This is a genomic window from Wolbachia endosymbiont (group B) of Eupithecia inturbata, from assembly GCF_964030915.1.
In the GTDB taxonomy this organism is placed as follows: Bacteria; Pseudomonadota; Alphaproteobacteria; order Rickettsiales; family Anaplasmataceae; genus Wolbachia.
Genome location: NZ_OZ034987.1, coordinates 1534783 through 1549170, shown reverse-complemented (window position 1 = coordinate 1549170; position 14388 = coordinate 1534783). Strand labels below are relative to the sequence as shown.

The 14388-nt window shown below is 33.5% G+C and carries 12 protein-coding genes and 3 pseudogenes; 11 read left to right on the top strand and 4 right to left on the bottom strand.

The window, feature by feature from the left end:
* Positions 1 to 70 precede the first annotated feature (70 nt).
* A complete protein-coding gene (gene rnc / locus ACQH21_RS07470; protein WP_029237654.1) occupies positions 71 to 763 on the top strand; it encodes a ribonuclease III in 693 nt (230 codons plus the stop codon).
* Positions 764 to 815: 52 nt separating this feature from the next.
* On the opposite strand, the gene ACQH21_RS07465 is transcribed toward rnc, so the two are convergent.
* The 3 genes from ACQH21_RS07465 to ACQH21_RS07455 are packed head-to-tail and all read right to left on the bottom strand — an operon-like array spanning position 816 to position 2829.
* Entirely contained in the window at positions 816 to 1415 is a 600-nt protein-coding gene (locus ACQH21_RS07465; RefSeq protein WP_010404358.1) for an SCO family protein, read from the bottom strand.
* 35 nt (positions 1416 to 1450) lie between these two features.
* Positions 1451 to 2155: a DNA polymerase III subunit epsilon gene (gene dnaQ, locus ACQH21_RS07460; protein WP_010404360.1), complete on the bottom strand. Its 705-nt coding sequence runs from the start codon at positions 2153 to 2155 to the stop codon at positions 1451 to 1453.
* A 14-nt stretch (positions 2156 to 2169) separates the two neighbouring features.
* On the bottom strand, positions 2170 to 2829 hold the full coding sequence (locus ACQH21_RS07455; protein WP_425384172.1) for a Tim44/TimA family putative adaptor protein: 660 nt from the start codon (positions 2827 to 2829) through the stop codon (positions 2170 to 2172).
* 164 nt (positions 2830 to 2993) lie between these two features.
* Here ACQH21_RS07455 and secB point away from each other — a divergent pair, with 164 nt between their 5' ends.
* From secB to ACQH21_RS07440, 3 genes are all read left to right on the top strand, one after another.
* Positions 2994 to 3497 (top strand): protein-export chaperone SecB, encoded by a 504-nt coding sequence (secB, locus tag ACQH21_RS07450; protein WP_064085710.1) that lies wholly within the window; start codon positions 2994 to 2996, stop codon positions 3495 to 3497.
* Between the two features lie 6 nt (positions 3498 to 3503).
* On the top strand, positions 3504 to 6125 hold the full coding sequence (acnA, locus tag ACQH21_RS07445) for an aconitate hydratase AcnA (RefSeq protein WP_425384171.1): 2622 nt from the start codon (positions 3504 to 3506) through the stop codon (positions 6123 to 6125).
* Between the two features lie 228 nt (positions 6126 to 6353).
* The gene (locus ACQH21_RS07440; RefSeq protein WP_425384089.1) at positions 6354 to 7322 is read left to right on the top strand and encodes an IS110 family transposase; all 969 of its coding nucleotides are present in this window, start codon (positions 6354 to 6356) and stop codon (positions 7320 to 7322) included.
* Here the strand turns inward: ACQH21_RS07440 and ACQH21_RS07435 are convergent.
* Entirely contained in the window at positions 7300 to 7656 is a 357-nt protein-coding gene (locus ACQH21_RS07435) for an IS4/Tn5 family transposase DNA-binding protein (RefSeq protein ID WP_425384170.1), read from the bottom strand. The two genes, ACQH21_RS07440 and ACQH21_RS07435, sit on opposite strands and share 23 nt — an antisense overlap.
* Positions 7657 to 7721: 65 nt before the next feature.
* Here ACQH21_RS07435 and ACQH21_RS07430 point away from each other — a divergent pair, with 65 nt between their 5' ends.
* From ACQH21_RS07430 to ACQH21_RS07400, 7 genes and pseudogenes are all read left to right on the top strand, one after another.
* Positions 7722 to 7886 (top strand): hypothetical protein, encoded by a 165-nt coding sequence (locus tag ACQH21_RS07430; protein ID WP_425384135.1) that lies wholly within the window; start codon positions 7722 to 7724, stop codon positions 7884 to 7886.
* The gene (locus ACQH21_RS07425; RefSeq protein WP_425384169.1) at positions 7887 to 9662 is read left to right on the top strand and encodes an ABC transporter ATP-binding protein; all 1776 of its coding nucleotides are present in this window, start codon (positions 7887 to 7889) and stop codon (positions 9660 to 9662) included. It begins immediately after the preceding gene.
* A 1-nt stretch (position 9663) separates the two neighbouring features.
* Positions 9664 to 9768: pseudogene (locus ACQH21_RS07420) on the top strand (threonine aldolase family protein); the annotation flags it as partial.
* Between the two features lie 75 nt (positions 9769 to 9843).
* Positions 9844 to 10997: pseudogene (locus ACQH21_RS07415) on the top strand (IS3 family transposase).
* 46 nt (positions 10998 to 11043) lie between these two features.
* Positions 11044 to 11994: pseudogene (locus tag ACQH21_RS07410) on the top strand (threonine aldolase family protein); the annotation flags it as partial.
* Positions 11991 to 13034, top strand: a complete 1044-nt coding sequence (locus tag ACQH21_RS07405; RefSeq protein WP_264704244.1) for a threonine aldolase family protein — start codon at positions 11991 to 11993, stop codon at positions 13032 to 13034. The pseudogene ACQH21_RS07410 and the gene ACQH21_RS07405, both read left to right, overlap by 4 nt.
* Positions 13035 to 13117: 83 nt before the next feature.
* Positions 13118 to 14320 carry an MFS transporter gene (locus ACQH21_RS07400; RefSeq protein WP_425384168.1) on the top strand — a complete coding sequence of 401 codons (1203 nt, stop codon included), beginning with the start codon at positions 13118 to 13120 and terminating at the stop codon, positions 14318 to 14320.
* Positions 14321 to 14388 lie beyond the last annotated feature (68 nt).

Below are 14388 nucleotides of genomic sequence, written 5' to 3'. Positions count from 1 at the left end.
TTTAGTAAAGTAGAGCTAACTTTTTAGTGTAAAGGTATGATAGGGAGTGCTTTTCTTTTGAATGATGAACATGAAAGTTTTGAACGATATAATATCTAAAGTTATTAATTATAAATTTACAGATCATGCAATATTAGAAGAGGCATTAACCCATCCAAGCGTAAATAAAAGGAATAGCGAAGACCAGATCGTAAGCTACGAAAGGCTAGAGTTTTTGGGTGATAGTATTTTGAACATGGTTGTATCTGCTATGCTGTTTAAAATGTTTCCTGAAGAAAAAGAAGGAGCATTGGCAAAAAGAAAAACGGATCTAGTTTGTGGCAGTACCATTGCTAATGTTGCTAAAGAAATAGAGTTAGGTAACTTTATCATCATGAATAATAGTGAACGTTGCAACGGAGGGAAATGTAACTTAAAAAATTTAGAAAATTCGCTTGAGGCACTAATAGGTGCAATTTATATTGACGGTGGACTTGAGAGTGTTGAAAAATTTATTATCCGACATTGGGAAAAGCTAGCTAAAGACATCCTCGATCCTCCTCAAGATCCTAAAACTTCACTGCAAGAGTGGACTCAGAAAAACAAATTACCTTTACCAGAGTATGAACTTGTAAAACAAACTGGACCAGCACACAATCCTGAGTTTACTATATCAATTTTCATAGAGAATTATGGCAAAGTTTCTGCATGCGCTTCTAGTAAGAAAATTGCTGAACAAAAAGCTGCTGAGTTGATCCTAGAAAAAATTAAAAAAACGACTTAGTTTAATCAAAATAGCTGTTAGCATAAATTTAAAGTAAGCTAAGCTCTTTAGTTCAGCTTACATATTTTTTTATCTCAGCCAGAATCTTATCAGATTGACTTTCATCTGAATTTAAATCAGCTACAAAGTGTGTGACATATTTTCCTTCAGGGCTAATAAGGTATATCATTGAAGAATGGTTAATTTCCTCTTCTCCATCTACTTTACTTGCATATACTTTATACTTTGCAACTACTTCATCTATTTTTTGTCTTTCACCAGTTAGCATTTGTATTCTATGGTCAAATTGCTGCTGAAATTCTTTAAGCCTTTCTGTGTTATCGCGCTCAGGATCAACTGTGATAAAAAATGTTTGTAGCTTATTGTCAGTTTTCTTATCTAACTTTGCAAGTGTTTCTGAAATTATGCCGAGATTCATAGGGCAAATTCTTTTGCATGAGGAAAATCCGAAAAAAATCATCATATACTTATTTTTAAAATCACTACTGCGTACTGTTTGTCCGTCTTGATTGATCAAAGAAAAATCTCCACCTACCTTAATTTCTGTATTTTGTGAAACAAATATGCCTTGCTTGGTAAAATAACAATAACCTAAGAAGATAGCTGCTACTGTTATTAGCAAACTAGACAATAACCTTATAAACTTTATCATTAAAGCGTTTCCAATAAAGTTAAATCATATATTGATTAGTTGATTGATTCAATATATTCCTTCCAAAGTGGGTTGTTAATTTTATCTAACAATTTCTTATGCTCATCAATTTCTTTAATACTTGGTGAATGTTCTCTGCGAGCTAAATTACGCACTTTATGCTGAATAAACGTAGAGTTATTGTCCTGAGCACATTCATTATTAAATAAAAAGGTTTGCAATCCTCCTGTAAGCTCAACATAGACCTTTGCAAGCAATTGAGCATCAACTAATGCTCCGTGTAACTCTCTACCTTCTAGCGATATATCAAAACGCTTGCATAATGCATTTAAAGAAGCAGGTGATCCTACAAACTTTTTTCTTGCAAGTGGTAATGTATCTAGCACTCTATCTGAGGAAATTAACCCGGCATTCAACTTGTTTAACTCCATATTAAGGAACTTAATATCAAACTCAGCATTATGAATTACCAAGATGTCATTAGATATGAAGTCAAGAAATTCAAGTGCAACATCTGAAAATAGTGGCTTATCTTCCAAAAACTCCTCACTAATACCATGAATCTTAAATGAGTGGTAAGGTATATCTCTCTCTGGATTAAGATATCGATGAAATGTTTTACCTGTTGGAATACGGTTAATTAGTTCTACACATCCTATCTCAATAATTCGATGGCCAGACTCAGTGTCAAGACCTGTAGTTTCAGTATCAAGTACTATTTCTCGTAGCCTACTTTCCATCGGTGTAACTAATCTTACTTGTCATTTGCTGTTAAATTTTTATCGGTACTTGCCTTCTTGTAGTTAATGGAAACAAGCAACCAGGTTGGATCTGATGAATTAATATTTTTTTTGAATTGCCATACATCCTCAACTTTGTTAATAGTAGACATACTACCTGATATGATATCTCCTTCATTATTCTTAACGAAGTTAATTTGCTCTGAAAGGAAATATACTGCAATAAATATTACGTTTTTTACTAGCTTTATTTCTAAGATCTTTTGTGAAACGATAGAAACAATTATAGACTCGTGTATCTCTTTACGATGCTTAATCTTATCCACAAAGCTGTTATACAAATCTTTGTCCAGAAGGGATTTTAATTGAGGTAAATTCCCTTGGTTAAAATATTTAATTATTAATTCAAAAGCTATGCTTGAACCTTCTATAAAATTGAAAATAGAGAACTCTCTGTTTTTTTGTAATATTTGTTTATAAGTAGCTTCTATTGAACTTTTGTCGTTGCTATAAATATAATCTTCGATATTTTCTACCACATCCTCTTTACTTTGACTTGCATCCAATACAACTGTTAGCTTTTTTAGGTTGAGACTGGCTGATCTTCCTAAAGAATTGTATAAGCGTGAAAAAATAAACGCCGCTAGTAAAGCATATATTACAAGCTCTATCATGGTAACTTAACCCCTTGGTATATAAAGTATCTAAATATTATTAATTATTGATAAAAATATGTTTTGCATATTAGCCTATAGTTAGGTTTGCTATTCGTTTATAAATGAATATATTATATAAGAAAGTATTAAATATCTCAACTTAATTAAAGGAGAAGTAAGAAATGTTACAACACAAAATGAAAATTCATGGTCAGTATGTCAAAGATCTTTCGTTTGAGAATCCAAATTCGCCATTCCTTCCTTCTAGTAAAGCCCCCGATATTAATGTAACGGTTAATATTAATTCAGCAAAATTAGAAGGAACGGAAAGCAAAGAAGGAATAAATGAAGAAAAACCTTTTCATGAAATTACTTTGCATATAGAAGTCAAAGCGACGGTAAAAGATGAAGATATAAAAAATGGTATAGCTTTCATTTGTGAGATAAAGTATTGTGGTATTTTTTCAATAGAAAATTTGAAAGAGTTGAGTGAAGAGGAAGTAAGACAAGCTTTGTTTATTGGCGGGCCTACTTTTCTTTTTCCTTTTGCAAGAGAAGTAATTGCAAGAACTACAAGTAGTGGTGGGTTTCCTCCACTTATGCTAGATCCTATAGATTTTGAAACTATGTATCAGCAGCAAAGTCAACAACAAAAAAGTAGCGCTAGTAATTCCAATTTTAACTAATACAGGATGAACAATTCTTTAAATGCAAAGACGACTTTAAATATTGATGGAAGGTTATATAACTACTTTAACCTAAGTAACGCTGGTAAATTCTTAGGAGTAAATTTAACCAAATTGCCTTGTTCACTCAAGGTATTGCTTGAAAATTTATTGCGCAACGAAGATGGAGTAAGCGTTAAATTAGATGACATAAAGATATTAGCAAATTGCGTCAAGAAACACATTAATCACGAAATTAGCTACAAGCCAGCAAGGGTTTTGATGCAGGATTTCACAGGAGTTCCTGCTGTCGTTGACTTAGCTTCAATGCGTAATTATGTGAAGAAAAACGGAGGTAACCCAAGCAAAATAAATCCATCTGTAACTGTTGATCTTGTGATCGATCACTCTGTTCAAGTAGATAGTTATGGAAGCACTTCCGCATTCAGTAAAAATGTTGAGCTAGAAGTAAAAAGAAATTTGGAGAGATATCAATTTTTAAAGTGGGGAGAGTCGTCCTTCACAAATTTTAGAGTAGTACCACCAGGTACTGGAATTTGCCATCAAGTAAACCTTGAGTATTTAGCGCAAGTTGTGTGTAATAATGATGGGGTCATATATCCTGACACTTTAGTTGGTACTGACAGTCACACTACAATGATTAACGGGTTATCAGTCCTTGGTTGGGGTGTTGGAGGCATAGAAGCTGAGTCTGTGATGCTTGGTCAACCAATTAGTATGGTGATTCCAGAAGTAGTTGGATTTAAATTAATTGGCAGACTACCGGAAGGAGTAACTGCGACTGATTTAGTGCTGACGGTTACCAGTATCCTAAGAACAAAAGGTGTTGTTGGTAAATTTGTAGAATTTTATGGTGATGGTTTAGATTATTTATCTCTAGCAGACAGGGCCACTATAGCTAACATGGCCCCAGAGTATGGTGCAACTTGTGGGTTTTTTCCAATTGATCAGAAAACACTCGATTATTTACATTTAACAGGGCGACCAGAAGAGCTGATCAAATTAGTTGAAGTCTATTCAAAAGAGCAGGGATTGTGGCGTAGCAGTAATGAGTTAGCATTTTTTGACACACTAGAGCTTGATTTATCAAGCGTAAAGCCAGTGATGGCTGGTCCTAAAAGACCACAGGATAAGATTTTCCTTTCAGAAGTAGCGGAATCTTTTTCTACATCTTTGCCTATTAATGAGACAAACAGACCTCCGTTGGAACCTATCTATGGCGATCAGCTCCAGAGTGGCAGCGTAGTGATTGCAGCAATAACAAGCTGCACTAACACCTCAAATCCAAGTGTGATGATTGCTGCAGGTCTTGTAGCTCGTAATGCAATTAAACTTGGATTAAAATCAAAGCCTTGGGTTAAAACTTCTCTTGCTCCAGGGTCACAAGTTGTGACAGAATATTTAGAAAAGTCTGGATTGCAGGTAGATCTAAATGCTTTGGGTTTTAATCTAGTTGGATATGGCTGCACAACTTGCATTGGAAATTCTGGTCCACTTAATAAGGATATAGAGGATGATATAAAAAACAAAAACTTAACTGTTGCTGCAGTTTTGTCTGGCAATCGTAACTTTGAAGGAAGAATTCATCCGTTAGTCAAAGCTAATTACTTGGCATCTCCGCCACTTATTGTTGCATATGCACTTGCAGGCACTGTGCAAATTGATTTGACAAAAGATTCAATATGCAAAGATAAGAATGGAAATGATGTCTATCTCAAAGATATATGGCCAACAAATAATGAAGTTGAGAGCTGTGTTAAAAGTGTTGTGACGCGTGAAATGTTCATACAAAAGTATAAGGATGTTTTTTCTGGTGATGAGCATTGGCAAAAGATAAAGTGTGAGAAAGGTGAAATCTATGATTGGGACGCGAAAAGCACTTATATACAAAACCCTCCCTATTTTGATAATTTATCGACTAAGAACAATGGAAGCAACATAGTTGATATAAAGAATGCGCAAATACTAGCGATGTTTGGCGATAGCGTCACTACCGACCACATTTCCCCTGCTGGAAATATTGCCTCAAATAGTCCTGCAGGCATATATTTAAAAGGTCTTGGAGTTGAACCGCAAGATTTCAATTCATATGGATCTCGCCGCGGTAACCACAACGTAATGATGCGTGGAACCTTTGCTAATATCAGAATAAGAAATAAAATGGTGAGCGCTGAGGGTGGCTATACAAAACATATTCCTTCTCAAGAAACTATGTCAATTTTTGATGCAGCAATGCAATATAAAAGAGAAGCTGTTCCATTAGTTGTCATTGCAGGAAAAGAATATGGTACAGGTTCAAGTAGGGATTGGGCAGCAAAGGGTACTGCATTACTGGGAATTAAAGCTGTGATTGCAGAAAGTTTTGAACGCATACATAGGTCCAACTTGGTCGGCATGGGTGTTCTTCCACTTATATTCCAAAATGGAATAACCAGAAAGATATTTGATGGTAGTGAGATAATAAGCATACAAGGTGAAATAGTATCAAATGGAAATCTAGAATGTATCATTAAAAGACAGGATAATTCAAAGCAATCAATACAACTCAAATGCTGTGTACAAACCGCAACTGAGATTAAATACTTAATGAGTGGTGGAGTTTTAAGCTACATACTTCTTTCGACTTAGTAAAAGTAAGTACTAGACTTCTTGTATCTTCAAGGAGTAGGGCATTGTAGCTAAAATGTCTTGCAGGGAAGGTGAAGCCGATAGATTACTTATGCCAAAAAGGCTGACAAAAAGATTTTGCTCCCTTCCCATATAGAGTTAAAAGACAGAACAGTATCTTTGGAATTATATCCCGTATTACAAGGTTGGTCTAAACTCTCAATTCGTTATAGTCCTAGAGGAAATTTTATGCAAGTCAATGCTATTTTAGGTGTAGACATTTCTAAAAAGAAACTTGATGCTTGTTTATTGATAGACAACAAAGAACGACATAAAGTTTTTCACAATAACAAGGAAGGTTTTGAAAAGCTTGTAGCTTGGTGTAATAATCACGGAGCAGTCCTTATTCATCTCTGCCTAGAAGCGACTGGTTGTTATAGTGAAAATATAGTTAATTTTATGTATGACCTTGGACATAATGTAAGTGTGGTAAACCCTGCTCAAATCAAAGCTTTTGGCAAAAGTGAGCTACTCAGAAACAAAACAGATAAGTCAGATGCTGCCATGATTGCTAGGTTTTGTATTGCTAATAAACCTAATCTTTGGAAACCTGCGCCTACTGAAGTCAAGCGTTTAAGAGATCTCTATCGTTGTTTGCAAGCACTTAAAGACGACAAGTTACAACAGATGAATCGCTTGGAAAATAAAAATATGGATTCCCGTTGTAAGCAAGCCATACTTGAAGTAGTTGCTACAATAGAAACAGAAATTTCTGCTATAGAAAAAGAGATTTGTGAGCATGTTAATAACCATTCACACCTAAAAAATATGATAGAAAACATCAAGACTGTAAAAGGTATAGGACATCTTACTGCTGTTGCTATCGTTGCAGAAATGCCATCTGTTGATAATTTTGATAATGCTAGACAATTTACAGCCTTTGCCGGTCTAAATCCTGAATATTACCAATCAGGTTCATCTGTCAGTAAAAAAAGTAGAATATGTAAAATAGGGTCGGAACGTATTCGCAAAACTCTTTATATGCCAGCTATAGTAGTCAAGAATCATAATTCTCACTTTCAAAAGTTTTGCCAACGTTTAGCAAGCAAAGGAAAATGTCCAATGGTAATAATTGTCGCATTAATGAGAAAATTAATGCATGTGGTTTTTGGTATTTTAAAAAATAATCAACCATTTAATGGTGATTTAGTGAAATAATCAGTTGACATGAGAGACAGTATCTTGTATCTTGAACTGAAAATACAATCTCATCTCCTTTTATCCTTTCTATAGTTTCTTTATAATGGGAAGAATAAATTTCCTTAGCTTCAAGCTTTTCATTGCTAAATAATCTGTATGCACCTTTAGCTTCTTTCCATCCTACACAGCTTTGATTAATTGACCCAGACGCCTTATTCTCTATTAAATAGCTTGTTTTAATAAGTCTTTTATTAAGCCTTACATCTCCCAGATTAACATGTCTCAACTCTTTTTCTAGCCATTTATCTCCTAAGCCATCAGCACATTGTACATTTCTATTTACTTCACACATTTTTACCTCATCTTACTCAGTATATTTTTCTCTATCTTACTTGCTTTTTATACTTGTGGGTAAAAGTGAGTACTAAGGCTAAGCGAGATTTATATAAGCTACTTATTCTCAATCAAGCATCAGCACTACATGATGCTGGAGACATCTCAGGAAAAATATACAAAAATTTATGGTTTTCACTACTTGTATTTCTCAATAAAAAAGTCAACGTAGTGGAGCTAGCATTATAAATGAACAGAAGTAGAGTTGATAGCTTCAAATGTGTATTGATGTTCATCCTGAATATAGTATCTAAATTCAAACTTAATGTACTTATAATGTCTTTAGTTGCCCTGGTGGTAGCTGTTGATTTGTCTTTTAGAAAGTATTTAGTAAAAAATATTCTAGATACAGCTGTAAAATATCAGGAAGGTAATGTAATTGAAAATCTTTTATTACCTGTAAGCGCTTATCTTGGTATGGCATTACTTATCACTACTGCTTTTAGATTCTATGGCTATTTTGTTGACATTCGAATGTTTACCTTAATGCGTCAAAAGATAGCTGATATGTCTTTTTGTAGGCTACTCCAACACGACCATTCCTATTATCAGAACAATTTATCTGGAAGCTTAGTACATAAGGTCAGTAACTTAATGGATAGTGTGATAGAGTTAATAAGATTGCTTATAGATTGTTTTTTCGGTTACAGCATAGCATTAGTCTTAGCTATTTATACCTTATCATTAGTAAACATAAAATTTGCAATCGCTACATTCACTTGGGTAAGCATTTTTATTTTAGTATCGATTTTCAGCTTTCGTGTACTTACTGAACTAGCTGATAATTACTCTAAACAAAATTCACAAGTAATAGCTAGTATAGCAGATAGTATTTTAAATGTTATATCAGTAAGGTTATTTTCTCAGCAAGCACATGAGAGACACAAATTTTTTCAAATATGCAAGAAAAGAACTATTGCAGAGAGAAAATTACAATGGGCATACTTTTGTCTTTGGTTTATATATGGCTATTCATTCGATATACTCCAAGCAGTAAACTTGTATTTTTTAATTCATGATTATCAATTGAACAAAATCGCAATAGGAGATATTGTTCTTGTACTTGGAATTAATATATCGATTATAGAGTTTCTTAACCATCTAACTAGGAATCTTACCCAATTTTCTACTCATTTCGGCAAAGTTTCAGATGCATTGCCAATCTTGACTACCGTACCAGAAATTCAAGATAAGGAAAATGCTAAAGAATTAAATTTATTAAGTGGAAGAATAACGTTTAACAATGTTTCTTTTTCTTATGAAGGTCAGGAGCCATTATTTCAAGATTTCTCAGTTACCATTAATCCTTGCGAAAAGGTAGGTCTAGTTGGTTATTCTGGAGGTGGTAAATCTACTTTTATAAACTTAATTCTAAGGCTATTTGATGTTAAAAAAGGTAATATACAGATTGATAATCAAATAGTATCAGAAGTTACACAGAGTTCTTTGAGGCAACAAATATCTGTAATACCTCAAGACCCATTGTTATTTCATGATACTATTTTAGCAAACATCATATATGGTAAACTTCAATCTACTATAGAAGAAATAATGAGAGCTGCAAAGCTGGCTGGTATTCACGATTTCATTATGACTCTACCAGATCAATATGGAACTACAGTTGGAGAAAAAGGCATCAAGCTATCTGGAGGAGAAAGACAAAGAATAATAATAGCCAGGGCATTTTTAAAAAACGCTCCAATATTATTTCTCGATGAACCAACTAGTCAGTTAGATTCTATAACAGAAAAAACAATTCAAATGAGTTTATTTAAACTGATGAAAAATAAAACTACGATTACTATAGCACACCGTATTTCTACACTTTTACACATGGACCGAATTCTAGTATTTAACAAAGGAAAAATTGTCCAAGATGGTAAACACGCTGAACTAGTTTCTAAGCACGGTCTTTATAAAGAACTTTGGAATGCTCAAATTGGTTGTTTGAATGGCAAAAAATAAGATGGAAAAAATTATTGATCTGAGAAGTGACACTACAACTCTGCAGAGCTCCAACGTTATACATGCAATAAGTAATGCAACTGTTGGAGATTTTGCTTATGGTGACCTTACCCAGAAAAAGTAGACAGAAAGTTAAGACGTTTTTGAAGTAAAATAAAACGTTTTTTCAAAGAGGTGTGGTATGACAAAAAGAAAAGAATATACAGCAGAATTCAAAATTGAAGCTATAAGACTAGTAAAAGAAACAGGTCAATCATCAGCAAAAATAGCAAGAGATTTGGGTATTAGCGGTGATTCATTAAGCAGATGGGTAAAAACATACAATGATAGAATGTCTGGAGTAGATGCGTTTCCAGGAAAAGGGAAAGTAGCTCATTGTGACAAAGAAAAGTTTGATTTAAAGAAAGAGCTGGCAAGAGTAACGAGGGAAAGAGACATTTTAAAAAAAGCCCTGGGATATTTTGCAAACCAAAAAGAGTAAAATATTCTTTTATAAAAGAACATGAAAACTGCTATAAAATACGGGAATTATGCAGATTTTTGAACGTATCTGCTTGTGGTTATTATAAATGGATTACTAAGGAAAAAAACAACAAAAAATCAATAAGAGAAGAGCTCATACAAGATATTCAGAAGGTATATCGAGCATCACAATGCAGATACGGAGCTCCTAAAATTCACGCTGAATTAAAGGCTTTAGGTAAAAATTATAACATCAAAACAGTGCAAAATGTTATGCAGAAAAATGGCATTCAAGCTAAGCTTAGACGAAAGTTTAAAAGTAAAAAACCACAAATAGACAATAGAGTTATAACTCCTAACATATTAAATCAGAATTTCATCGCTGATCAACCTAACAAGATATGGGTAACTGATATTACGTACATAAAAACTAATGAAGGATGGTTATATTTGGCAGCAATAATAGATTTATATTCACGCATGGTGATTGGCTGGTCAATGAGTAATGCAGTAAATAGGCAATTAGTTATAGATGCGTTATTCATGGCTATTGGTAGGCGCAAATCTGCTAAAAATCTACTATTTCATAGCGATCAAGGATCGCAATACACCTCTAAAAATTATCAATTTTTACTAAGTACAAAAAATATTACTTCTAGTATGAGTCACAAAGGTTGTTGTTATGATAATGCTGTTTCAGAGAGCTTTTTTAGTTCACTTAAGAGAGAGTTACTCATTGATACTTCACAACACTCTGCACAACAAGCTAAAACCGCAATATTTGAATATATAGAAATTTTTTATAATAAACAGCGTAGACATTCTACTATTAACTATTGCATTCCTGAGCTTTTTGATTCATCATTCTCATAGCAAAAACGTCTTAACTTTCTGTCTACTTTTTCTGGGTAAGGTCAATGGTGAAGACAAAAGCTGTAATGACTTATCAGAATATTGCAAACAATTATTCAAAGTAGAAGAAGCATTATTTGTAACCAGCGGTATGCTTGCAAATAGATTAGCCATTGCCAGTCAAACAAGTCCTGGTGATGAACTAATAACTCATTATAATTATCACGTTAATTTTTTCGATAGCGCAGGTAATGCAAAAGTAAATAATATCGTATTTAATTGTATTAGAAATAATAGCGGAATCTTAGATGTTGATGAAGTAGAATATGCTATTAATTCTAAGCCGAGGTATAAAATTTTTGCTCAGGTGAGTCTTGTTTCTATAGAAAATAGTATAAATGGGTTTAATGGTAAAATTTATCCTTTTGAAAAACAAGTTGAGTTATATCACTTTTTAAAAGCTCACAATGTAAATCTTCATTTAGACGGTGCAAGAATATTTAATGCTCATATCGAAACAAATATTGCTTTAGCAGATTATGCTAAATATGTGGATACAATGAGCTTTTCTTTTACTAAAGGACTTGGCGCTCCTTTTGGTTCAATGCTTATGGGTAAAAGAGAGATAATTGAAAGGGCTAAAAAGCTACAGGTTTGGCTAGGTAGTGGTTATCATCAGATAGGGTATTGTGCTAATGCAGCAAAGTATGTACTACAGAACAATATTTCTAGGCTTAAAGAAGACAATAAACTCACCAAACTGTTTGCAGACAAGATTAAGGAAATTCCACACATAAAACTGGTACTACCTTATCCAGAAACTAATATAGTAAGCTTTAGTATAAAAGCACTAAATGTAACTAATGAGGTTTTCTTGAGTAAGTGCCAAGCTTATGGTTTATTACTTTTTCCTTGGCTCGAGTCTCATATAAGAGCAGTTACCCATCTTGGCACAAAGGAAACAGACATCATGAAAGCTGCTGAAATTATAAAGGAGGTTGTGTTAAATTTAATATGAGAATAAAAATAGATTTCTTTAGCGATTCAAACACTGACCCTTCAGCTAAAATGAGGGAAGCGATGGCTAAAGCAAAAGTTGGAAACGAAGCTGCATGTGAAGATCCAACTGTAAACGAATTAGTGGCAACCGCATGTAAAATATTAGGTAAACCTGCAGGAATCTTTTTGATTTCAGGAACGATGTCCAATGTAATTGCTTATAAAGTACACATTCAAAGACCTGGTGATTACTTGCTGCTTGATGAAACTTCACATCCACTCATAGTACAATCTGGCTTGATCGCAGCCCAGGCACATGCCACTCCTTTGCCCATCAAAGGTACGAGAGGAATATTTACTGGAGAACAAATTGTTGAGTTTATTACTCGTCCTAGTTTAAGAAATATTCCGAGAGTTGGGCTTGTTTCTATCGAACAAACGACAAATTTTGGTGGTGGAGCTGTGTGGCCTTTAGAATATATTCAAGAGATCTCAAGTCTCTGCAAAGAGAATGACGTATTCACTCATTTAGATGGAGCAAGACTGTTCAACGCTTGTGCTCATACTAAAATATCTCCAAAAGAGTATGCAAGTTATTTTGATTCGGTATTCATTGATTTTAGTAAAGGATTAGGTGCTCCAATGGGCGCAATATTGCTTGGAAGTGAAGAGTTTATTGAAAAAGCTTGGTACTATAAGTTTCAAATTGGCGGAGGTATGCACCAAGCTGGCATTATTTCAGCTGCATGTTTATATGCTTTACATAATAATATAAATTGTTTAGAGGAAGATCATAAAAAGATGAAGCACCTTATAGAAGGCCTAGACTCCATAGATCAAGTTATAATTGATATCGACCTATACAAAACTAATATAGCGTATTTTTCATTACGTACTAATTGTATATCTACTCAAGAATTAATAAACGTACTAGTTACAAATTATGGAATTAGAATGGCTAACATAAGAGGTAAAATCAGAGCTATAACACATAGAGATATAAGCTATGAAGATATTAATACTACTGTATCTGCTATAAGAAAGATACTAAGTAAGTAATTTTCTGCACTAATTGTTTGCAAACTTCTTGTCAAACAATATTATACCAATATAGTATTATGCTAGCATCTGCATAGAGCTATTTGGGAATAGGTGTGAACTTTGTCTTCTTTCAATATTTGCTATTCTTCTGTGGATATATGCTGCTTTATTTATCAAGACAAAGTATACCAATTGCTCTACCACTGTTAATAGATACTGACCATGTAAAATTAAGCTATTTTTTTGCCTGCTTTTCTTTTTTTTATGGAGTATCAAAATTCGTTAATGGAATAATCATGGACTCCAAAAATAATCCATTATTTATGTTTGGGCTATGCAATATTGCAACTGGATTATTAACCATTGGTATAACTTTATCATATAATAATCTAACTTTATTACTGTTAACATTAATATTATTAGCTTGGACACAAGGGTTAGGTTGGCCAGCTATTACCAAGTTTATGGTTACAAACTCTAGCATCTCTTCAATTGCATCATCATGGGGAGTTATGAGCGCATCTCAGCAACTTGGTTCTTGTGTTACTTTGATTATATTACCAAGCATAATTAAAATTTATGATGCAAAAAGTGCATTTTTGTACTCTGGTCTCTTATGCTTACTTTTTGGAATTTATATAATATTAAAAGCATATTACAAAGAAAGTGCCAACTTTACTACCTATTATAAGGTGCAAAAATCTCAGATAGGTATCAAAGTGAAAAGTTCTATATGGTTTCTATGTTGTGCTACTTTTTGTGCTTATATTATAAAAATGGGAATCTTCTTTTGGTTTCCTATAATTTTAAAGGATAAATTACAAATTTCTCTTGTACAATCCTCACTAATAACAGGCGTATATGATTTAGGTGGAATCCTTGGAACTTTAATCACAGGAAGAATTAGTGATATGTACTTCTTTCAAAATAGAAGCTTGCTGGCATCACTTTATATGTTGGGTATAGCACTCACTTTTATTGCAATGAACTTTGGTCAAAATATAATTCTTATGAACCTTGGTGCAATCTTATCAGGATTCTTTATATTTGGAGTGCAAGTACTGACAGGTGTTATAGCTGTAGAAATTGCTCCACAAAATAATGTATGTGCAATTGTAAGCTTAACAGGATTATTTGGGTATATTGCAAGTTCAATATTTTCATGCGTGCTCTTAGGAGTGCTTGTTAAGCACTGTGGTAACAGTATTATGTTTTCATTTTTTTCCATTTGCTCTGTTGTTGCACTCGTTTGCTTTTCCATACTATCAAGCAAAGGCCTTAAAAAACTAAGTAAAGCGGTGTAAAAAACATTTCTCAACAGTTAAACTTTGTAGATAGATTTTTTACCCAAGGAATAAACATGGTAACCATA